The sequence below is a fragment of the Clostridium sulfidigenes genome (genome assembly GCF_052067195.1).
Lineage (GTDB): Bacteria > Bacillota > Clostridia > Clostridiales > Clostridiaceae > Clostridium_J > Clostridium_J sulfidigenes.
The window spans coordinates 1-22,620 of sequence record NZ_JBQHQR010000024.1; the positions used below are offsets into that span (position 1 = coordinate 1).

General features: G+C 29.1%; 19 protein-coding genes, 9 tRNA genes, 1 rRNA gene, 1 other RNA gene and 1 other annotated feature. Of the genes, 27 read left to right on the forward strand and 3 right to left on the reverse strand.

Going from position 1 to position 22,620, the window contains the following annotated elements:
* The 15 genes from rrf to ACTNBA_RS18460 form a co-directional block, all read left to right on the forward strand.
* Nucleotides 1–109, forward strand: a 5S ribosomal RNA gene (gene rrf, locus ACTNBA_RS18390); the annotation flags it as partial.
* Between the two features lie 5 nt (nt 110–114).
* A tRNA-Ile gene (locus tag ACTNBA_RS18395) sits at nt 115–191 on the forward strand.
* 5 nt (nt 192–196) lie between these two features.
* Nucleotides 197–272 (forward strand) — tRNA-Ala (locus tag ACTNBA_RS18400).
* A gap of 132 nt (nt 273–404) precedes the next feature.
* Nucleotides 405–908 carry an HDIG domain-containing metalloprotein gene (locus ACTNBA_RS18405; RefSeq protein ID WP_441075724.1) on the forward strand — a complete coding sequence of 168 codons (504 nt, stop codon included), beginning with the start codon at nt 405–407 and terminating at the stop codon, nt 906–908.
* 118 nt (nt 909–1,026) lie between these two features.
* On the forward strand, nt 1,027–1,545 hold the full coding sequence (locus tag ACTNBA_RS18410) for a transcription repressor NadR (protein WP_441075725.1): 519 nt from the start codon (nt 1,027–1,029) through the stop codon (nt 1,543–1,545).
* A 17-nt stretch (nt 1,546–1,562) separates the two neighbouring features.
* Nucleotides 1,563–4,289: a UPF0182 family protein gene (locus ACTNBA_RS18415; RefSeq protein ID WP_441075726.1), complete on the forward strand. Its 2,727-nt coding sequence runs from the start codon at nt 1,563–1,565 to the stop codon at nt 4,287–4,289.
* A gap of 113 nt (nt 4,290–4,402) precedes the next feature.
* Nucleotides 4,403–5,794 carry an FAD-dependent oxidoreductase gene (locus tag ACTNBA_RS18420; protein WP_441075727.1) on the forward strand — a complete coding sequence of 464 codons (1,392 nt, stop codon included), beginning with the start codon at nt 4,403–4,405 and terminating at the stop codon, nt 5,792–5,794.
* A gap of 11 nt (nt 5,795–5,805) precedes the next feature.
* Nucleotides 5,806–6,039, forward strand: coding sequence for a DUF1667 domain-containing protein (locus ACTNBA_RS18425; protein WP_035135636.1), 234 nt, complete (start codon nt 5,806–5,808; stop codon nt 6,037–6,039).
* A gap of 61 nt (nt 6,040–6,100) precedes the next feature.
* Nucleotides 6,101–6,303, forward strand: a binding site (T-box leader).
* A gap of 65 nt (nt 6,304–6,368) precedes the next feature.
* The gene (gene serS / locus ACTNBA_RS18430) at nt 6,369–7,649 is read left to right on the forward strand and encodes a serine--tRNA ligase (RefSeq protein WP_441075728.1); all 1,281 of its coding nucleotides are present in this window, start codon (nt 6,369–6,371) and stop codon (nt 7,647–7,649) included.
* Nucleotides 7,650–7,734: 85 nt separating this feature from the next.
* Nucleotides 7,735–7,825, forward strand: a tRNA-Ser gene (locus ACTNBA_RS18435).
* A gap of 12 nt (nt 7,826–7,837) precedes the next feature.
* Nucleotides 7,838–7,928: transfer RNA gene (locus ACTNBA_RS18440), tRNA-Ser, on the forward strand.
* A gap of 61 nt (nt 7,929–7,989) precedes the next feature.
* Nucleotides 7,990–8,080: transfer RNA gene (locus ACTNBA_RS18445), tRNA-Ser, on the forward strand.
* Nucleotides 8,081–8,094: 14 nt separating this feature from the next.
* Nucleotides 8,095–8,185: transfer RNA gene (locus ACTNBA_RS18450), tRNA-Ser, on the forward strand.
* Nucleotides 8,186–8,320: 135 nt separating this feature from the next.
* Nucleotides 8,321–8,395, forward strand: a tRNA-Arg gene (locus tag ACTNBA_RS18455).
* A 272-nt stretch (nt 8,396–8,667) separates the two neighbouring features.
* Nucleotides 8,668–10,953, forward strand: coding sequence for a methyl-accepting chemotaxis protein (locus tag ACTNBA_RS18460; protein WP_441075729.1), 2,286 nt, complete (start codon nt 8,668–8,670; stop codon nt 10,951–10,953).
* Between the two features lie 17 nt (nt 10,954–10,970).
* Here ACTNBA_RS18460 and ACTNBA_RS18465 read toward each other — a convergent pair whose 3' ends face one another.
* Together ACTNBA_RS18465 and ACTNBA_RS18470 are read right to left on the reverse strand one after the other, a co-directional pair.
* Complete coding sequence (locus ACTNBA_RS18465) at nt 10,971–11,858, reverse strand: phosphatidylserine decarboxylase (RefSeq protein WP_441075730.1); 888 nt, start codon at nt 11,856–11,858, stop codon at nt 10,971–10,973.
* 127 nt (nt 11,859–11,985) lie between these two features.
* Nucleotides 11,986–13,374: a pyruvate carboxylase subunit B gene (locus ACTNBA_RS18470; protein WP_441075731.1), complete on the reverse strand. Its 1,389-nt coding sequence runs from the start codon at nt 13,372–13,374 to the stop codon at nt 11,986–11,988.
* Nucleotides 13,375–13,671: 297 nt separating this feature from the next.
* On the opposite strand from ACTNBA_RS18470, the gene ACTNBA_RS18475 reads away from it, so the two are divergent.
* The 4 genes from ACTNBA_RS18475 (at nt 13,672) to lgt (ending at nt 15,313) form a co-directional block, all read left to right on the forward strand.
* Nucleotides 13,672–13,748 (forward strand) — tRNA-Arg (locus ACTNBA_RS18475).
* A 59-nt stretch (nt 13,749–13,807) separates the two neighbouring features.
* Nucleotides 13,808–14,260, forward strand: a complete 453-nt coding sequence (gene tadA, locus ACTNBA_RS18480; protein ID WP_346868498.1) for a tRNA adenosine(34) deaminase TadA — start codon at nt 13,808–13,810, stop codon at nt 14,258–14,260.
* A 2-nt stretch (nt 14,261–14,262) separates the two neighbouring features.
* A complete protein-coding gene (locus tag ACTNBA_RS18485; protein ID WP_150843609.1) occupies nt 14,263–14,487 on the forward strand; it encodes a (2Fe-2S)-binding protein in 225 nt (74 codons plus the stop codon).
* 49 nt (nt 14,488–14,536) lie between these two features.
* The gene (gene lgt / locus ACTNBA_RS18490; protein ID WP_441075732.1) at nt 14,537–15,313 is read left to right on the forward strand and encodes a prolipoprotein diacylglyceryl transferase; all 777 of its coding nucleotides are present in this window, start codon (nt 14,537–14,539) and stop codon (nt 15,311–15,313) included.
* Nucleotides 15,314–15,398: 85 nt separating this feature from the next.
* On the opposite strand, the gene ACTNBA_RS18495 is transcribed toward lgt, so the two are convergent.
* Nucleotides 15,399–16,097 (reverse strand): TIGR00266 family protein, encoded by a 699-nt coding sequence (locus tag ACTNBA_RS18495; protein WP_346884710.1) that lies wholly within the window; start codon nt 16,095–16,097, stop codon nt 15,399–15,401.
* A gap of 170 nt (nt 16,098–16,267) precedes the next feature.
* Here ACTNBA_RS18495 and ACTNBA_RS18500 point away from each other — a divergent pair.
* The 8 genes from ACTNBA_RS18500 (at nt 16,268) to ACTNBA_RS18535 (ending at nt 22,324) form a co-directional block, all read left to right on the forward strand.
* Nucleotides 16,268–16,357 (forward strand) — tRNA-Ser (locus tag ACTNBA_RS18500).
* Between the two features lie 2 nt (nt 16,358–16,359).
* An RNA gene (ffs, locus tag ACTNBA_RS18505) (signal recognition particle sRNA large type) lies at nt 16,360–16,625 on the forward strand.
* A 289-nt stretch (nt 16,626–16,914) separates the two neighbouring features.
* Entirely contained in the window at nt 16,915–18,549 is a 1,635-nt protein-coding gene (gene dnaX, locus ACTNBA_RS18510) for a DNA polymerase III subunit gamma/tau (protein WP_441075733.1), read from the forward strand.
* Nucleotides 18,550–18,639: 90 nt separating this feature from the next.
* Nucleotides 18,640–18,978 (forward strand): YbaB/EbfC family nucleoid-associated protein, encoded by a 339-nt coding sequence (locus tag ACTNBA_RS18515; protein WP_150843612.1) that lies wholly within the window; start codon nt 18,640–18,642, stop codon nt 18,976–18,978.
* Between the two features lie 14 nt (nt 18,979–18,992).
* Nucleotides 18,993–19,589: a recombination mediator RecR gene (recR, locus tag ACTNBA_RS18520; protein ID WP_150843613.1), complete on the forward strand. Its 597-nt coding sequence runs from the start codon at nt 18,993–18,995 to the stop codon at nt 19,587–19,589.
* Between the two features lie 220 nt (nt 19,590–19,809).
* A complete protein-coding gene (locus tag ACTNBA_RS18525; RefSeq protein ID WP_441075734.1) occupies nt 19,810–20,091 on the forward strand; it encodes a DUF2508 family protein in 282 nt (93 codons plus the stop codon).
* Between the two features lie 106 nt (nt 20,092–20,197).
* Complete coding sequence (locus ACTNBA_RS18530; RefSeq protein ID WP_198028598.1) at nt 20,198–20,458, forward strand: pro-sigmaK processing inhibitor BofA family protein; 261 nt, start codon at nt 20,198–20,200, stop codon at nt 20,456–20,458.
* Between the two features lie 171 nt (nt 20,459–20,629).
* On the forward strand, nt 20,630–22,324 hold the full coding sequence (locus ACTNBA_RS18535) for a M3 family oligoendopeptidase (RefSeq protein ID WP_441075735.1): 1,695 nt from the start codon (nt 20,630–20,632) through the stop codon (nt 22,322–22,324).
* Nucleotides 22,325–22,620: the final 296 nt, after the last annotated feature.

Sequence of the window (22,620 nt, forward strand, 5' to 3'; positions counted from 1 at the left end):
TATGCTTTTGATGGATACACCCGTTCCCATACCGAACACGAAGGTTAAGCATCAAGAGGCCGATAGTACTGCACGGGAAGCTGTGTGGGAGGGTAGGTTGTTGCCAGGTCATTTGGATCTTTAGCTCAGTTGGTTAGAGCAACCGGCTCATAACCGGTAGGTCCGGGGTTCGAGTCCCTGAAGGTCCACCATATTTGGGGGTATAGCTCAGCTGGGAGAGCACCTGCCTTGCACGCAGGGGGTCAAGGGTTCGAATCCCTTTATCTCCACCAAAAGCAATCTATTTAGATTGCTTTTTTTTTATATTTATATTACTTAATTAACTATTATATTATTGTTTTAATTAAGTATATAATAATGTAAAGTAATTAAAAAAAATTCATTGCAAAGATGGTGTAATTAGTATGAATAGAGTTAAACAATTTATTAATTGTGTATTTGCAAAAATAACTAAAAAAGATATGGAGTTTATTAATAATTATTTAGATGAGAATGAAAAAAAATTGCTGTATAAACTCCCGGTTTATGATTTGAAACATTCAGTTAATGTAGCTAGAGATATATATACAAATGAATCTGAAGAAGAAATTAAAAAGAATAATCTTAATCATAAAGAAATTGTAAAATCAGCTATATTACATGATGTCGGTAAAATTCATACTCCTCTAAATGTAATAGATAAATCTATTTTAGTCTTATTAAATAACATTACAAAAACAAAAATAAAAAAATATAGTGATAGAAATTCTAAGATATATATATTCTATAATCATGGAGAAGAAGGTTATAAAATTTTAAAAGGAAAAGGATATGATAAAGAATTTTTGAATATTATAAGAAATCATCATAATTATAATATTCAAAATAAATGGCTAGATATTTTACGAAAGTATGATGATAGAAATTAATACATATAATTAATATAAGTAAAGAAATATTTAATAATGAAAGAAAAAATACAATAATATACATGGGTATATGATATACTATTATTTAAATAATATATGTTTATACATGGAGGGGATTATGACAAGCGCAAAGAGAAGAGAAAAAATAAAGAATCTATTAATACAATCTCAAGAACCTGTAAAAGGTCAGATATTAGCAGAAATGTTTGAAGTTACTCGTCAAATTATAGTTAAGGATATAGCTATTATAAGAGCTGAGGGGGTAGATATAATATCTACACCAAAAGGATATATGGCTTTAAAAGAAAATATCAATAGCATAAAGAAAATTATAGCTGTTAATCATGGAAGGGAAGAAGTAAAAAATGAGCTTGAGACTATTGTTAAATATGGTGCAATTGTAGAAGATGTAATAGTTGAACATCCTCTTTATGGAGAAATAAGAGCTATGCTTATGCTTAAAAATATGATGGATATTGAAAATTTCTATAGTAATTTTAAGCAGTATGAAGCTGAACCTTTAAGCGCATTAACAAATGGAGTTCATCTTCATACAATAATATGTGAAAATGATAGAGTTTTATCAAATATAGTAGAGGAATTAAATAAAAAAGGATTTTTGATTAAAGAATTATAAAAAGGGGTGTGAATATTTTGAAGAAGAAAGCTATCGGGAGTATAGTTTCTATAATAATAATTATATTACTTTTCACTGTTGCTGGAATAAGTATAATAGTTGACTATCAATGGTTCAGTGAATTGGGATATATTTCTATTTATTTTACTAAGTTATTATCTATAATGAAACTAATGGTTCCTACATTTTTAGTAATATTTATTGGAATAACATTATATTATAAAAGTTTAATACCTAATATTAGAAAGTTAAAAGAGATAGTAGAAATTGATAAAGTTAAAGAGAAAAAAAGGTTTAAAATCTTTTTAGGAATAAATTTTATTATATCTTTATTCTTTTCTTTTAGTTTTGCAAATATATATTGGTATAAAATATTAGAATTTACCAACTCTACAAAATTTAATATTAATGATCCTATATTTAATAAGGATATATCATTTTTTACATTTAAGTTACCTTTAATACAATCTTTATATAGTAGTATGATTTCATTATTAGTTTTACTTGTAATAGCTACTTTTATAATTTATATTATTTTAAATGTTAAGGATAAAATTAATAATCACTTTGATAGATCAGATAAGGTTGTAAATTTTAAATCTATGACTAGTGGTATAACAAGTTTTGCAGGAAAACAACTTGCAGTGATAGCTGCATTACTTATGTTAGTTATATCATTAGGATATATGATAAAAGGGTGGAACTTAGCATATTCTCCTAGGGGTATAGTTTTTGGAGCAAGTTATACAGATGTAAACGTATCTTTAAAATTTTATAAAGTTATTTCTATAGTTTCAATTATATTTGCTGTATTAATATTCTTAAGTATATTGTTTAAAAAAGTTAAACCAATAATATTTTCAGTAATAGTAGTATTTGTACTGATGATTGGGGAAAGTGTTGCAGCAGGAGTTGTTCAACAATTTATTGTTAACTCTAATGAAAAAACATTGGAAAAACCTTATATATCCAAGAATATTGAGTATACTAATATGGCTTATAACATTGATGAAATTGATGAAAATAATTTTGAAATAAAAAATGATTTAGATGCTACAGGTATAAAACAAAATAAAGATATAGTTGAAAATATTAAGGTTAATGCATATCGACCTGCTTTAGAATTTTATAATCAATTTCAATATATAAGATATTATTATAAGTTTAACGATATAGATATTGATAGATATAATATTAATGGAAACTATAATCAAGTATTTATAGCACCGAGAGAAATTGATTTTGAAAAATTAGATGAAAATTCTATTACCTGGCAAAATAGACATTTATCATATACCCATGGATACGGGGTTGTTATGAGTAAGGTTAACTCGGTAACAAGTGAAGGACAACCTGATTTTATTATGAGCAATATACCTATTGAAAATGAAACAGATATTTCATTAGAGAATCCAAGGATATATTTTGGTGAGAATACTAATGATTATAGTATAGTAAATACAAAGCTTGGAGAAATTGATTATCCAGTAGGTGGTGAAAATGCTACTAATAATTATGACGGTAATGCTGGTATATCCATGAGTTATCTAAACAGAATTATATTTGCTATTAAAGAACAAAATAGTAAATTTTTATTATCCCAAGATATAACTAATGATAGTAAAATTCTACTTCATAGAAATATAGTGGAAAGAGTTAATAAAGTTGCACCTTTTTTTAGATATGATGAAGACCCATATGTAGTTATAAACAATGATAGGCTTTATTGGATTATAGATGCATATACTGTAAGCGACAAGTTCCCATTTTCACAACCTATGGGAGATATAAATTATATTAGAAATTCAGTTAAAGTTATAGTTGATGCATATGATGGAACAACAAAGTTTTATATAACAGATAATACAGATCCTATAGTTGCAACCTATGCTAAGATATTTCCTAAGTTATTTACAGACTTAAGTACTTTACCAGATGAAATTAAAGCTCACTTTAAATATCCTCAAGATTTATTTGCAATTCAGAGTGAAATGTTGTCTAAGTACCATGTTTCAGATCCTGGAGTTTTCTACAATGGGGATGATATATGGTCTATAGCTAGTGATGTAGCTACAATTGAAGGTGATGAAGTAAAATCAGAAGCTTCATATGTTACTACTAAATTAGCTGGAGAAGATAAAGAAGAGATGGTTATTTTAGAGTATTTTAATACAAAAGATAGAGATAATATGGTAGGTATGTTTGGTGTTAGAATGGATGGAGATAATTATGGAAAAATGTTTTTATATAAATTTCCAACTGGAGGAACAATATATAGCCCAATGTTATTTAAACAAAAAATAAACCAGGATCCAGAAATATCTAAACAATTATCACTTTGGGATACTAAGGGTTCTCAGGTTCAATTTGGAGAAGTTTTAATAATACCAATAGGAAACTCCTTGTTATATGTAGAACCTCTTTATTTGAGAGCTTCTGGTGAAAATAGCATACCTGAAATGAAAAATGTCATAGTTGGTTACGGAGATAAACTAATACTTGAAAAAGATATAGGAACTGCTATTACTAAGATGTTTAATCTAGAGGCTGAGGGAAATAATAATAACTCTAATAATGAAGGTAGCGAAAATAATAAACAAGAAGGAAATTTAAATTCCGATTATTTAGGAAAATTAAAAGAAGCATATACAAATGCCATTGAATCTCAAAAAAATGGAGACTGGGCAAAGTATGGTGAGTATATAAATCAAATAGGAAAATTAATTGACGAATTATCAAAATAAATTTATATAAATAACATGACTAGCCGCTCTAAAGCTTTCGTAGTAAAATGGAAGATAGAGTGGCTAGAATAATTTATATAAAGTAGTATTAACATGCATAGGTGGAGGAAATTATGGATTATGATGTATTGATATTAGGTGGAGGAATTATAGGTTGTGCTATAGCTTATGAATTGTCAAAATATAATCTTAATATTGCAGTTATAGAAAAAGATTATGACATATGTAATGATACACCTTCTATAAACACAGCAACAATATATGATGGACTAGAATGTGAGGATGAATTATCATCTAAGCTTATTAGAAAAGGCAATTTATTAATGGAGGAGTATGCATTAAGATTTAAAGTTCCATATAAGAGGTGTGGAACCTTATATATAGCAAGAAATGAAATTCAAGCTATAAGTATTGATAAAATGTATGAAAGAGCTAAAGCAAAAAAAATAGATGATGTAAAACTTCTTATAGGAAAAGAAATATTGGAGTATGAACCTAATATAGAAGGAAATATAATAAAATCAATATATATACCTAATACAGGTGTAATAAGCTCATATGATTTAGCTTTAGCTTATGGTGAAATTGCTTTTGATAATGGAGTTAACTTTAGATTACAAGAAGAGGTTGAATCTATAAATAGTATAAATAAAGGATTCAAAATAAAAACGAGTAAAAATAAATTTACTTGTAAGATAGTTATTGATACAACTAAAGATAAAAATCTACAATTAGTTAATGAAAATAATAAAGAAGATGATAAAGGAAAATATATGAAATATGTGGTTATTGATAAGCCTTATGAAAAGTTATATTCTAACATAATTTTTGATGTAAGAGAAAATGAAAGAATATATATAAGACCTACAATTAACAATGAAACAATAGGGGCTTATAGTAACTATAAAAATGTTCACTATGATAAAGTTATTGAAAAGATAAAACCTCTTACTAAAGAAATTAGTGAAAATGATATAAAAGTAGTAAGAGATTGGCGCCTTTTTGATGAACCTATTATTATACAAGATGATATTATTAATAGTGGATATATAAATATTAAGGTTAATCATTATGCTAAGGTTACAATAACGCCATATTTAGCTTTGAACATTTCAAAAATAGTAGTTGAAAAGTTAAATTGTAAATTTAAAAAGGATTTTAATGATAAGAGAAGAGAATATTTTAGATTTAAGAATCTATCAAATGAAGAAAGAAATAAAATTATTAAATTAGACAGTAAGTATGGACGTATTATATGTCAGTGTGAAAAAGTTAGCGAAGGTGAGATTGTAGACTCTATTAGAAGACCTTTAGGAGCTAGAACAGTAACCGGGGTAAAAAGGAGAACAGGAGCGGGATTTGGAAGTTGTGATGGGTGTTACTGCAAGGATAAAATAATTGAAATTTTGGCAAGAGAAATGGATAAAAGAGTTACAGAAGTGGTTAATAATTCAAAGGATTCAACCATTTTATTATCAAGAATAAAAGAATTTGATGAGATGTGAGGTAATAAAAAGTGAAGGATAAGGATATATTAACAACTATAGTGAGAGTAAAAGGATCTGCAGAGCGTAGGGTAGTTTCAGTAAAGAGTAGCGAACCAATAGATAAAAGTTTATGGCTTGAATGCTCTAAGTGTCTAAGTAGAATATATGTAGGACCACAGACATCAGAAGGAGATGTTATATGTAAGAATATACTTAATACAGGTGTAGATATAGTATGTACTAAATATGCCTACAAAAATTAATATTAATATTGACAAAAAATATGTTAGGGAATAATATAGACATATATTTAATGAAATAAATTATAAACCGTTGAAGAGAATAGTAGTACTAATTATATATGTAAGAGAGTCAGTGTTTGGTGTAAACTGATATATATATTATTACGAATCCGCCTCTGAGGGACTGTGATGAGCAGTACGGCATTAAGTTTGTCGTTAAATTTGCGAGTGGAATAATTAATTTTATTCAATTAGGGTGGTAACACGGAGTCTTTCGTCCCTTAGGTGGGGTGGAAGGCTTTTTATTTATATCAAAATATATTTATAAGAAAAGGGTAGGAGGAATAACAATGATAGACTTAAAGAAAATAAGAAATAATCCAGATGAAATTAAAGTTAAAATGGAAAATAGAGGAGAGAGTTTTGATTTATCGCTTATAGATGAAGTTGTAGAGCTTGACCAAAAGAGACGTAATATATTAATAGAAGTAGAAGAATTAAAAAATAAAAGAAATAAAACTTCTGCAGAAGTTCCTAAGTTAAAAAAACAAGGTATAGATGTATCAGAAACTATGAAGGAAATGAAACAACTTTCAGATACAATAAAAAATTATGATTTGGACTTAAATGAAATAGATCAAAGAATAGAATATATAATGATGAGGATACCTAATATACCTCATGATTCAGTTCCAAATGGTAGTGATGATGAGGATAATGTTGAAATTAAAAAGTGGGGAGAGATAAGAAAGTTTGATTTTAATCCTAAAGAACACTGGACTATAGGTACAGAAAATAATTTATTGGATTTTGAAAGAGCTGGAAAAATTACAGGGTCTAGATTTACTGTTTATAAGGGACTTGGAGCAAGATTAGAAAGAGCATTAATAAATTATTTTTTAGATACTCATACTGGTAGAAATGGATATGATGAAATACTTCCCCCATATATGGTAAATAGAAATAGTATGACTGGAACAGGTCAGTTACCTAAGTTTGAAGAAGATGCTTTTAAAGTTAGTGATACAGATTATTTTTTAATACCTACAGCAGAAGTACCTGTAACTAATATTTACAGAGATGAAATCCTTGAAGGAGATAAACTTCCGATAAAATATGCAGCATATAGTGCATGCTTTAGGTCAGAAGCTGGTTCTGCTGGAAGAGATACTAGAGGATTAATTAGGCAGCACCAGTTTAATAAAGTAGAATTAGTTAAATTTACAAAAGAAGAAGAATCATATGATGAACTTAATAAATTAGTTCAAGATGCAGAAAGTGTGTTACAAGGATTAGGACTTCCATATAGGATTATAAAAATATGCAGAGGAGATTTAGGGTTTACTGCTGCTTTAAAATATGATATTGAGGTTTGGATGCCAAGTTATAATAAGTATGTAGAAATATCAAGCTGTAGCAACTTTGAAGATTTCCAAGCAAGACGTGCTAATATAAAATATAAAGATGATCCAAAAGCTAAACCTAAATTTGTTCATACAGTAAATGGTTCAGGGGTTGCTATAGGAAGAGCTTTAGCTGCAGTTCTTGAGAATTATCAAAATGAAGATGGTAGTGTTACAGTACCAGAGGTATTAAGAACATATATGGGGTGTGAAAAGATAACTAGATAAAAAAAATTTAGAATTTATATAAAAGTTTTTCAAAAAAATATTGACACAAGGGCTATTTCTTGATAGAATAACCCTTGTAGGAAATGGAGAGATGGTCGAGTTGGTTTAAGGCACCGGTCTTGAAAACCGGCGTACGTGTGAGCGTACCTAGGGTTCGAATCCCTATCTCTCCGCCATATTTTTAAATTGGAGAAATACTCAAGTGGCTGAAGAGGCGCCCCTGCTAAGGGCGTAGGTCGGGTAACCGTCGCGAGGGTTCAAATCCCTCTTTCTCCGCCATTTAAAAATAACCTATGAAAATTAAATAAGTAAAATCAGAGTATGATTTTAATAATTCTACGGAGAGATGGTCGAGTTGGTTTAAGGCACCGGTCTTGAAAACCGGCGTACGTGTGAGCGTACCTAGGGTTCGAATCCCTATCTCTCCGCCATTTTTTTATTTTTTGGAGAAATACTCAAGTGGCTGAAGAGGCGCCCCTGCTAAGGGCGTAGGTCGGGTAACCGTCGCGAGGGTTCAAATCCCTCTTTCTCCGCCAAGATATATTTAAAAATCGGATTCTTAAGAATTCGATTTTTTTTCGACTCAATAAGGTGTAATAAAATCAAAAAAATAATTATTGAAATCATGAGGATTATATGTTATTATGTAGTAGTTATTTAAATAACCTTTTGGGGTGTTAGTTAAATGGATATAACATACGGCTACGGACCGTATATTGCGGGTTCGATTCCTACACACCCTGCCATATTTAGTCATTGCAGTTAATTTGCAATGGCTTTTTTATTTTTATATAAATATATAAGAGGCATATGATAAATTTCGACTTAAAATGTAGGAAAATTCATATATTATAATTATATAACGAGTTTATGCATGTAAATTATTATATAATTTAACTAATTTGATTATAGATAAATATATTTAATGTTAATTACATAATATGTATAATCTGTATTTAGTATAGATTTTTATGCACGATAATTATTATATAAATTATTAATATATGGGGGTATATTTATGATTAAAAGAAAGTCTGATAAGACTTTAAAAAAAAGGAAACATAGTTCATTTAATTTAAAAAGTACATTTCAAAATATAAGCAAAAGTATTAAGAATGCATTTAGCAAAATTACAATTAGACATAAAAACTCCATTAGTAAAAAAATTAGAAATAGTAACAAAATAGATAAGGATAAAATTAATGATATAAGTAACAATATAAATAGTATAAAATCCACAGCTAAGGTTTATAAAGAAGGAAAATTACAGGTTGAAGGAACTAGTGTTAAAAGAAAAATATTAATTAGTATGATAGGTCTTACAATAGTATCAATGATAATAACTAGTACAATTATGTACATAAACTCTTCAAAGACAATTTCAAGTCAGAGTACAGAAAATATGGAGGGTATAACTACATCATCTATACAAACTATATCTGTTATGATGGATAAAGTTACTAATGAGGCTTTTGCTCTATCAAATTCTAAGGATAATCTTAATGTGTTATTAAATTATGCTCAGAAAAAAAATAGTAAAGATGTTAAAAATATAAATGAAGGCTTTAAGTCATATATATCTGCTAATAAACATGTTGACAGAATATCATTAGTTAGCCCAGAAGGTGATATAGTAGCTGATAGTGAAGAATCCTTAGTTGGCGCTAATGAAGTTGATAATTCTTATCACAGTACTAGTTCTAGTGGGGGTAAGTGGATAAGTAATACAATTAAATCCGTTGCTGGTGATAAAGGCGTTTTAGTATTTACGTATCCTGTATTAGATGAAGCTAACTATAGTAAATGTGTAGGATATATAGCATTACATGTTTATGCTGAGAGTTTTTCTACTTATATTGAAAATATAAAAATTGGACAGATAGAAGATAGTTATGCATATCTAATTGATGAAAAAGGAAATATAATATATCATCCAAACAAAGAAAAAATTGGACAAACAATAGATATTCCTGAAATAAAGGATGTAGTAGATAAGGCTATGAAGGGAAGCAATGTAGAAGTTGGGTCTGTAGAGTATAAGATAAATGGAAATAAAGTAATGTCATCTTATGGATTAGTACCTAGGACAAATTGGACTATGGTTATAGATGCTAATAGTAATGAAATAAGAAAACCAGTAATAACAATGGTTAAACAAATAGCATTAGTAGCATTAGCTATAGTTATTATAGGTTCTATTATAATAATGGTAATGGCAAATGTAATTATAAATCCTATAGTGACTGTTGCCGCTTTGGTTAATAAAACAGCTAAGTTAGATTTAACTAATGATAATTTAGCTATAATTAAGTCTAAGGATGAAATAGGTCTTATATATAGATCTATTATAAATATGAGAGAAGTGTTAAGGGAAGTTGTTGGAGATATTGCAGTAACTACTGAAGTATTAACTAATAATGCTAATATAGTAGAAGAATCTACAGAGTCATTAAAAATTAAAGCAGATGAAACATTATTTGAAACTGAAAGTGTATCATCTGGTATAGAAGAAACATCAGCAACTTCTCAAGAGATTGCCGCATCTTCTACTGAAATGATTAAGAGTGTACAGAATATAGCTAGTGAAGCATTAGAAGGATATGAAATAACTAAGGATATTCTTAAGAGAGCTCAGGGCATAAAAGCTAGTGCTATAGAATCTAAAGAAAAATCCAATGATATTTATAATAGTGTAAAAAGTGAGTTGGAAGTTGCTATAACAAGTTCTAAGGAAGTTAAGCAGATTGATAAGTTAGCTGATTCTATACTTAAGATAACTCAACAAACTAATTTATTAGCTTTAAATGCTGCAATAGAAGCTGCTCGTGCAGGAGAAGCAGGAAGAGGGTTCTCTGTAGTTGCAGATGAAGTTAGAAAGTTAGCTGAAGAGTCTGGTAAAACAGCAGCAGATATACAAAGAATAGTTAAAATAGTAAATAAATCTGTAGAAGAATTGGCTCTTAGTGCTGGGCGCATGAGCAATTTCATAGAACAACAAGTAATTAATGATTATGATAAAAATATAGAGCAAGGAGCTTTATACGAAAAAGATGCAGATCAATTTAACAACTTTATGAATGAGTTTAGTAGTGAAGCTGCAGTACTAAATCAAGCTATAGAAGGAATTGTTACTGCCATAGATGAAGTATCAGTAACTGTTACAGAGGGAGCTATGGGAGTATCATCTATATCATCTAAAACTATGGATATAGTAGGAAATATTGAGAGTATAAAAAATACTGCCATAGAAAACAAGGAAAATGCAGATAAATTAAATGATACTACGCTTAAGTTTAGATTATAAAAAATAGGAGTAAGAATTTAAATTCTTACTCCTATTTTTTCTCCCATATATACAGATGTTTCTATTCCTAAATTGCTTTGATAACATATATCTTCATCTAATTTTAATATATTTTCTTTTAGTATAACTATAACTGTTGAGCCACCAAACTTAAAATACCCTTTTTCATCTCCACGGTTAATTTTGGATGATGTGGAGTAGGTTTGAATAATAGAACCAACAAAGGTAGCTCCTACTTCTATATATATAATATCATCAAAATTGTTGCTTTTTAGGATACTATACTCTCTTTTATTTTCTGAAAAAACCTTACTTATATTTTCAAGAGCTACGGGATTAACTGAGTAATATTTACCCTTTATAAATGTGGATTTAGAACAAGTTCCGGAATCAACAAAGTGAAATCTGTGATAATCAGTTGGGCATAATCTAAATATTAAACAAGTACCATTAGAGTAATTCTTACTTAATTCTTCATTTTGCAATAACTCATTAAGGGTATATTTAAATCCTTTAACTGTAAAGCTAGAATTCTCATCAATTTTTTCTATAGCTAATAGTTTACCGTCACAGGGAGAAATAAATGATTCCTCATCTTTACAGATATTACGACTGTGTTTTGAAAGTTTTCTATAAAAAAAGTCATTAAAGGAGCTATATTCATCTATATTTTTTTCATATTCATCTATATTTATGTTGAATCTATCTACAAAAGGGTGTATATATTTTTTACTAAATGTACTATTGCAGCCCATTCCATAGAGTTTACTTAAGAATTTTCTACTTGCAATTTTGGGTATAAAAGTTTTAGCAATTGGATTACTGTACATAAAATTAAGTATATCTCCACCAGCTACATTTTCTTCACAATAGGTCTTACTTTTTCTATCATAGTATTTTATCATAATATCAACTCCAGATTTATCTTTAATTTAACATAATGATATTATAACAGAAAATATACTAGGTATATAAAGATATCTCCAATTAAGATACATTACTATATCTTAATTGGAGATATTTAAATAAGCTTTATATTACTTCACTATTAGTTAGTTTCCTCATATCATCATTAGATGGTTTTTCACTTCTCTTTTTAAAGAACTCTTCTGCTATTTGTGGGAAGGCTAAGTAAGAAAGAATATCTTCTTCGCTAGTTGTTATATTTTTTAGTTCTTCTTTTGTCTTTTGGAAGGCTGGTTCTAAAGTATCAGCATATCTTCCTTCAATAGGAGTATCATTTCCAAGAGCCTTTTTAAGAACATCTTCATTTATTTTCCCAGGAGCTTTACCATATTCTCCTCTACAATAGGCTTTAACCTCTTTAAGAACCATTTTATATCTTTCACCAGTTAATACATTAACTGTAGCTTGAGTTCCAACCATTTGACTCATTGGAGTAACAAGTGGAGGGAATCCTAAGTCTTCTCTTACTTTAGGAACTTCTGCAAGAACTGCATCAAGTTTATCAATAGAATTTTGAGCTTTAAGTTGAGAAATCATATTAGATAACATTCCTCCAGGTATTTGGTTTGTAAGTCCTTCAGGTTGAGGAGTTAATACCTTTGGATCTAGTAATCCAGCTTCTAAAACTTTTGATCTAACTGGTTTAAAGAAATTATTAATTTGAGTTAAGGTATCTATATTAAGACCTGTTTCAAATCCAGCAGTTTCTAGTGCATGATGCATAGATTCTGTTGGAGGTTGAGCTGTACCACTAGAGAATGAAGAAATTGAACAGTCAATTCCATCTACACCAGCTTCTGCAGCTTTAAAGTAGGACATTTCAGCAATACCATTTGTGCTGTGAGAGTGTAAAAATACTGGAATTTTAACAGTTTCCTTTATACTCTTAACTATGTCATATGCTATAGAAGGCATTATAAGGCCAGCCATGTCCTTTATACAAATAGAGTTTGCCCCCATATTTTCAAGTTGTTTTGCTAGTTTAGTATAGTTTTTAACATCATGAATTGGACTTACAGTATAAACTATAGTTCCTTGTGCATGAGCACCTTGCTTTATAGTTTCATTCATAGCAACTTCTATATTAGCAAAGTCATTTAATGCATCAAATATTCTTATTATATCCATACCGTGATAAACAGACATTTTAATAAATTCTCTAACTACGTCATCTGGATAGTGTTTATATCCTAAAATATTTTGTCCTCGTAATAACATTTGAAGAGGGGTTTTAGTAACTATTTTCTTTATGTTCTTTAATCTCTCCCATGGATCCTCATTTAAATATCTTAAGCAAGAGTCAAAGGTTGCTCCACCCCAACACTCTAATGAATAATATCCTGCATCATCTAAATCTTTAAGGATAGGTGCAAAATCTTCAAAAGGAAGTCTTGTTGCAATAAGAGATTGATTTGCATCTCTTAGAACTGTTTCGGTTATGTTAATCTTCTTCATTATAAAATCACCTCTGAATTTTTTGTTGCAAAATCACAATATATTAGTATTTTAACATAGATTTAAATAAAAATCTGCAATAAATCATTTATTTTTCTGACAAATATATAAAATTAAAAGATTTTTTATATTATGTGCATATAATCATGAAAATAATAAATTCTATAGATATATTATTTTTAAAAGTTTATGTAGGTTGATTAATTAACATTAAGAGAATAGGTTCATACTAAAAATATAGATATTAATCTATTGACGAAGAATAAATATATTATTATAATAAAGATTAGGTAATATGCGCCCGTAGCTCAGCAGGATAGAGCATCCCCCTCCTAAGGGGAAGGCCGGAGGTTCGACTCCTCTCGTGCGCACCAAAACTTAGTAAGGCTTGCTTTACTAAGTTTTTTTTATATATAATAAAGAGGAGTAAGTTATGGATAATTATTTTTTACAACAAGCAATTATTGAAGCTGAAATTGCAAAGAGTAAAAATGAAGTTCCCGTGGGAGCAATAATAGTAAAAAACAATAAAATAATAGCTACAGGTCATAATATAAAGGAAAATACCAATGATCCTACTAACCATGCAGAAATTATTGCAATAAAAAAAGCATCAGAAGCTATAGGGGATTGGAGACTTAATGAATGTGATATGTACGTTACATTAGAACCATGTCCTATGTGTGCTGGTGCTATTGTTCAAAGCAGAATAAAAAGGTTATATATTGGAACCTTTGACCCCAGAGCTGGAGGATGTGGCTCAGTATTTAATATTACTCAAAGTGAAAATTTAAATCATTGGGTTAATATTAAGTGGCTCTATAATGATGAATGTAGTAATTTACTACAAGAGTTTTTTAAGGAAAAGAGAAAGGAGAAACTGTAAAGATGGAAGAACAAGAAAAACAAGAGGCATTAAGACAGGCCGTACTAGATAAACATACTAAAGTTTGTATCTGTAAAGTAGTATCTAGAGCAGCTATAAAAAAGGCAATAGCTGATGGAGCTAAATCTTTTGAAGACGTAAAAAAGGCAACAGGGGCTGGAACAGGAAGTTGTAAGGGAACGAGATGTAAACATACTATAGAAGAATTACTAAAAGAATACAAATAATTAATTATATAGATTATAATAATATAAAAAGGATTAAGGAGGGGAATAGATGAATCCAGTAGCCATAAGTATATTTGGATTAGATGTTATGTGGTACGGAATTGTAATATGCTCAGGTACCATGTTAGCGCTTTTATTAAGTCAATATACTTGTAAATTAAAAGGGATAAATTATGATGATGTATTAACTATATTCTTAATTGCATTTCCAATTTCCATAATTGGTGCAAGACTTTATTATGTATTATTCGAGTTTGGATATTATAAGGATAATTTGATGGATATATTTAATATTAGACAAGGTGGCCTTGCTATTCATGGAGGACTAATTGCAGCAGTAATAGTTGTATATATATGTACAAAGAGAAAAAGTATAAAGCTTTCATCTTCATTAGACATGGCAGCACCATGTATTATATTAGCCCAAGCCATTGGAAGATGGGGGAATTTCTTTAATCAAGAGGCACATGGTGGACCTGTAACAGAAGCTTTTATAAGTAAGTTTCCAGAGTTCATACAAAGTGGTATGAATATAAATGGAACTTACTATCATCCTACATTTTTATATGAATCAATTTGGAATTTAGTAGTGTTCTTTATACTATTCTATATGTTACACAAGGTTAAAAAGAATGGAGTTGTATTTTTAACTTATATAGGACTATATTCTATAGGAAGATTTTTTATAGAAGGACTTAGAACAGACAGCTTAATGATGTTTGGGCTTAGAACAGCTCAAATTGTAAGTATTATAGGAGTACTTATATGGATTGTAGGGCTTATAATAATATACAAAAAGAAGAATAGTACAATTACACATATTTAAAAAATTAAACCTTTTAGATAATAAAATATTTTTTTAAAATATTGATTATCTAAAAGGTTATTTTTATTTGGCACTATAAAGATATTTAATCTCTTAAATTAGTGCTACCGGTATTAAGATAAAAAGACAATTTACCTGCTAAATTTTGAAGAGGCATAGTTTGAAGGTATACTTTTCCGGGGCCTGTTAGTGTTGTTAAAAATAAGCCTTCACCACCAAAGAATATGTTTTTTAGTCCCTTAACCATTTCAATATCAAAATTTACACTTGGTTCAAAAGCAGCTACATGGCCGGTATCTACTTTTATTCTTTCTCCAGGATTTAAGTTAAGCTCTTCAACATGACCATCAAATTCTAAAAGAACTGTTCCAGGACCGGTTATTCTTTGAAGGATAAAACCCTCGCCACCAAATAAGCCGCTAGAGAATCTTTTTTTAAAATGAATATTAAGACTTACAGAATCTTCAGCTGCCATGAAAGCACCCTTTTGACAAATTATAGATTCATTAGGTTGAAGCTCTTTAGCCATTATTCTACCGGGCACAGAACAGGGGAATGCTATTTTCCCTACATTTCCTGAGCAAGTAAAGGTATTTAAAAATAAGCTTTCTCCTGATAGAGATCTTCCTATACTTTTAAATAGGCCACCTTTCATGTTAGAGTCCATAATTATATTGTCACTCATCCAACCCATAGCTCCTGATTCAGAGACAATTTTATCTCCACTATTTAGGTAACAGATAGCTACTGGCATGGAACCACCTTTAATTTCATAATTAATCATAAACAACTACCTCCATTCATATTATTTTATGATAAGTATATATATATTATTAATTTAAATTGAAAACTTTGTTAATCCTAATGAAATTATACTACAATTGGAATATATTTTTAAATAAGTTTTACTTGAAAGTAATGATTTTAAATAGTATAATAATGAATACACGATATGGAGAGATGTCCGAGTGGTCGAAGGAGCACGCCTGGAAAGCGTGTATAGGGGCAACTCTATCAGGGGTTCGAATCCCCTTCTCTCCGCCATGTCGTACTAGATGGGGAGTTAGCGGTGCCCTGTAACCTGCAATCCGCTACAGCAGGATTGAATTCCTTGCTGAGGTATCAATTTGTATGGTCTGGCCTATATAAGTGGCGTTGATAACTGGGTCCCACGCAATGGAAACTCATGAACCTCGTCAGGTCTGGAAGGAAGCAGCGATAAGTGAGACCTTCCATGTGCCGTGGATTAACCTGGTTTGAGTTAACTGTATAGGTAACGCATATAAACTGATTATCGAAGCAAGGTGTACGACTTTATTTTTTTATTTAAGATGTTAAAGACATCTTTTTTTTTATCCTTTTTTAAATAATTAATTTGAAATATAAATTAAATGAGTTAGTTTATATTGAAATATTTTAGAAAAACTAGATATATATAATTGATTACTTAATATAAGTTAGTAAAGAATATAGAATATAACTATGAGAAGTATTATAATAGATAAGATAAGAATTATTTTTGAGTAGAATAAATAATTAAGAAGTATTGTAGATTTATATATTGATTTATTTAGAAATTTTAATGTAAGGAGTGAGGATACATGGGATATAAAGCACTTTATAGAGAGTGGAGACCTAAATTATTTAGCGACGTAGTTGGACAGCAACATATAACTACAACGCTTAAAAACGCCATAAAAAGCGATAGGATAGCTCATGCATACTTACTATGCGGAACTAGAGGAACGGGTAAAACTTCAACAGCAAAGATACTTGCAAAGGCAATAAATTGTTTAAACCCTATAGAAGGTGAACCATGTAATGAATGTGAGATGTGTAAAAGTATAAACCAAGGTACAGCTATAGATGTAACAGAGCTAGATGCAGCATCTCACAATAGCGTTGATAATATAAGGGATATTATAGATGATGTTCAATATCCACCACAAGAAGCTAAGTATAAGGTGTTTATCATAGATGAGGTTCATATGCTATCTATTGGTGCAGTTAATGCATTTCTTAAGACATTAGAAGAACCACCAAGTAGAGTAATTTTTATATTAGCAACTACTGATCCTCAAAAGCTTCCTATAACAATATTATCAAGATGTCAAAGGTTTGATTTTAAGAGAATAAGTAGTGAAAATATATTTTTAAGGTTAAAACAAATAACCGATTCATTATCAGTAAACATTGAAGAAGGTAGCTTAAGGTTATTATCTAGAATGTGTGATGGAGCAATGAGAGATGCTTTATCCATATTAGATCAAGCTATATCAATAAACAATATAGTTAGATATGAGGATTTAGTAGATATGTTAGGAATAACTACTAATGACAGCATGGTGACTATAGTAGATAATGTTATAAATCGAGATACTGAGGGATGCATAAGAGTAGTAAATAAATTAATATTGGATGGAAAAGATATTAACTTACTAATTAGAGATTTGATTACTCATATGAGAAATCTATTAATGATAAATGTAAGTAATAATTTAGAAGATGTATTGGATATGTCTATTGAAAACATAGAAAGTATAAAAAATCAAAGCACTAGAATTAGAGTAGAGGAAATCATGAGGTGTATAAGTATACTTCAAGAAGCCGAAGATAGCTCTAAGGGTACAAAGCAGGCTAGAATATATTTAGAACTAGCAATAATAAAAATGTGTAAGATAAAATATGATACATCCATGGAAACTATATTAGCTAGACTGAATAGATTAGAGGATAAAATTGCATCAGGGAATATTACAGTACAAAGTGCAATAAAAGAAGTAAAGGAAATAAGACCAGAAATAAATCCAAGTATAACTAAAGTTGAAACAAGCAAACCAGTAGAGCTTAATAATGAAAATATAGAATTACCAATTGCAGCAGGAGAAAGTAAGCTAAATGTTGAAATTATTAGAAAGTCTTTTAAAGATATTCAAAATATCCTTAAGCAAAAAAATAATATGGTAATAGCTACAGCGTTAATGATGGGAAAAGTTCAGAAATTCAAGAATGGAGTTATTACCGTCGGCTTTACAAAGGAATATAATTTTCATAAACAAAGACTTGAAAGAGAAGAATATAGAAAAATTATAAATGATATATTCTCAGAGGTATTAGATGAGAAGGTTCATGTTATTTATGAAATAGAAAATGATAATATAAATAGGGAAGTTAATAAAGAAAAAATACTATCAGATATATTTCCCGAGGCATTAGTGGAAATATGTGATGAATAAAATTTAAAGGTTTTAATAAATTGGTGGGTACATTATAATATAATATTATATACTAGTTATAATGAAATATAATTTTTAGGAGGTATTACAATGGCAAAAGGCGGATTTCCAGGAATGGGTGGAAATATGAATAACTTAATGAAGCAAGCACAAAAACTACAAAAACAAATGGAGGAAGCTCAGAAAGATTTAGAAACTAAAGAGTTTGAAGCATCTGTTGGTGGTGGAGCTGTAACAGTAAGAGTATCTGGTAAAAAAGAATTAAAAGATATAATAATTAAACCAGAAGTAGTTGACCCAGATGACGTAGAAATGTTACAAGATTTGGTTTTAACAGCTGTAAATGAAGCTTTGAAGAAAGCAGAAGAAGAAACTAATTCATCTATGGGAAAACTAACTGGTGGACTTAATATACCAGGAATGTTTTAATAGAGGTGACTAATTTGGATTTTTATCCTATAGCTATAGAAAAACTAATTGAGGAATTTGGAAAGCTACCGGGGATAGGGAGTAAAACTGCTCAAAGACTTACATTGCATGTTTTAAATCTTCCTAAAGATGAGGTTGAAGAATTTGCTAATGCATTAGTGAAGGCAAGAGGTACAATAAAGTATTGTTCAATATGTGGAAATTTTACTGATAGTGATCCATGTGCTATATGCTCAAATCCTAACAGAGATAAAAGTACAATATGTGTAATTGAGCAACCTAAAGATATAATGACCATTGAAAAAGTCAGAGAATTTAATGGGGTATATCATGTACTTCATGGCACAATATCTCCAATGCAAGGTAGAGGACCAGATGACATAAAGTTAAAAGAGTTGATAACTAGGGTAAATAATGATTTAAAGGAAATCATCGTTGCAACAAATCCTAACATAGAAGGTGAAGCAACTGCCATGTATATATCAAAAATATTAAAACCTTTTGGAGTTAAAGTTACAAGAATAGCTCATGGAATTCCAGTAGGTGGAGATTTAGAATATGCAGATGAAGTTACTTTATCTAAAGCCCTAGAAGGTAGAAAAGAAATATAATTGATTTATACAGGAGACTTGTGAGAATAGCAGATATATTTTCACAAGTCTTTTTTATCCGATGACTACCAGCTCTAATACTTCATCTTCTTCAAAGTGGGAGCAAAACTTCCTCTGAAGCAAAGAACTTTGTTTATATAACATACAATTCAAATAACAAGTATATATCATCCATTATATGTCAAAAATATATTTAAGTATATATAATGGAGGTATTATTATGAACAGAGATAAAATAATAGAGACTATACTAGCTAAGAATATTTATACACCTGAGCAACGTGAAATAATAAAAGGAATACAGGACTCAATAACAGAAATTGAAGTTGCTAGAAGTTGTTTCGATAATGTTAGTGATAAAAGTTTAATAGATATATCTATATATAAAGAAGATGAAGCTAAAGCTAAATATGTATATTTTCTAAACCAAGCAAAGAAAAGTGGAATAACAGTGGGTTTTGATTGTATGATAGAAGAATTAAATTATTGCAATAAGTGGTAATATAAAGTAAAATAACTAATAAATTTATTAATAGATAAAATTATTTAAGAATTAAGCATAAGATTTTATTTTAATGATTACTAAAATAATTTTAATTATAAGGGGGATGAATATGCCAAACATTATATTTTTTATAATAGCTATAGTTGCAATATTTATAATTGGTAAAATATTTGCATGGCCACTAAAGGTTCTATTAAACTTAATTGTTAACGGAATAGCTGGGGGTATATTATTGTGGTTAATAAATTTAGTAGGTGGAAACTTTGGACTAGTAATACCTATTAATGCAATAACAGCACTTATAGCTGGAATACTTGGTATACCAGGGGTGTTATTCTTAATAATATTGAATTATCTTAGATAGGGAAAAGGGAGTGTGGTAAAATAACTTTTTAATAAGTTAGTAGCTACGCTCCTTTTTTAAACTGATGGATATAATTGAGGGAATTAATATATAAATTTAAAAAAAACAAAAAATGTATTTACAGAATATTTTTAAAATGGTAGAATTTATTTATCAAATGGGGGTGTATATATGGGATTTAATGAATTTAAATATGAAAGACCAAATTATGAAAAAATAAAAGAAAAATTAATGGGTCTAATAGATAAAACAAATGAGAGTAACAGTATAATCGAAGTTAAAGAGCTTATTAATGAAATTAATGAAATTAGAAATGAAATAGTTACTTTAGGTACTATAGCTAACATAAGATATAGTATAAATACTGAGGATGAGTTTTATAGTAAAGAAAGAGAATATTGGGATGAATATGATCCTCTATATAACGAAATAAACTCAGAATTTTATAAAGTTATTGTAAATAGTAAATTCAGATTAGAATTAGAAAAAGAATTTGGAAAACAATTCTTTAGTATAGCAGAATATAATATAAAATCATTTTCTAAAGAAGTAATAAAGGATTTACAATTAGAAAATAAACTATCATCAGAATATAGTAAACTTATAGCTTCAGCTAAAATTATGTTTGAAGGTGAAGAAAGAAACTTATCTGGATTAACTCCATTTATATTGTCAGAAGATAGAGATATGAGAAGACGTGCTAGTGAAGCTAAGTATAAGTTCTTTACAGATAATGAAGCAGAAATAGATAGATTATATGATGAGATGGTTAAGGTTAGAACTAATATAGCACATAAACTTGGATTTAAAAACTTTGTAGAACTTGGATATGTGAGAATGTTAAGAACTGACTACAATTCAGAAATGGTAAGTAAATTTAGAGATCAAGTAAAAGATTATATAGTACCGATAGCAGATAAACTATATAAAAGACAAGTAGAAAGGTTAGAGTTAGATCAACTTAAATATTATGATGAAAAGTTTGAATTTTTAACTGGAAATGCTAAACCTAAAGGAAATCCGGAATGGATAGTTAATAATGGTAAAAACATGTATTCTGAACTTTCAGCTGAAACTAAAGAATTTTTTGATTTCATGATAGAAAATGACTTAATGGATTTAGTTACTAAAAAGGGCAAGCAAGGTGGCGGATACTGTACTTATATACCAAACTATCAATCACCATTTATATTTTCGAATTTTAATGGTACTTCAGGAGATGTAGATGTATTAACTCATGAAGCTGGTCATGCATTCCAATGTTATAGAAGTAGATGGATTTCTATACCAGAATGTAACTTCCCAACTTATGAGAGTTGTGAGATTCACTCAATGAGCATGGAATTTTTCACTTGGCCATGGATGAAACTTTTCTTTGAAGATGAAGAAGCTAAATATAAATACTCTCATTTAGGAGATGCTATTAAATTTATTCCTTATGGTGTAACAGTAGATGAATTCCAGCACTTTGTATATGAGAATCCAGATGCTACGCCAGATGAAAGGAAAAAGGCATGGAGAAATATTGAGAAAAAATATCTACCTCATAAAAATTATGAAGAATGTGATTTCTTAGAAAGAGGTGGATGGTGGTTCCAACAGGCACACATATTTAATAGTCCATTTTATTATATAGATTATACACTAGCTCAAATATGTGCTCTTCAATTTTGGAAAAAAGATCAAGATAATCATGAACAAGCATGGGAAGATTATTTAAGATTATGTAATGTTGGAGGTACAATGTCATTTGTAAATCTAGTTAAACATGCTAATTTAATTTCACCATTTGAAGAAGGATGCGTAAGCTCAGTAACTGGTGAGATAGATAAATACTTAGGAAGTATAGATGATAAAAATCTTTAATAGTAAGTTAAATGATGTAGTGATGAACACAATCACTACATCATTTTTTTATGATAATGTATTTGATAGATAGGTATATTTCTAAAAAAGAAAATTACAGTAGTCAATATATAGCAAGGTTTTATAGAAGAAAATATATAAATATTTATATAGGTTACCTTTTATATAGTTAACTATTTAGCTATTTAACTAGTTAAATAGTTGTTTTATTCATGCGGGTTTCAAGGGAATTAGTATTTTGATAATAAGACTAAATACATTATAATAAGCAGCAGTAATAATGATGTTGTTGTGTG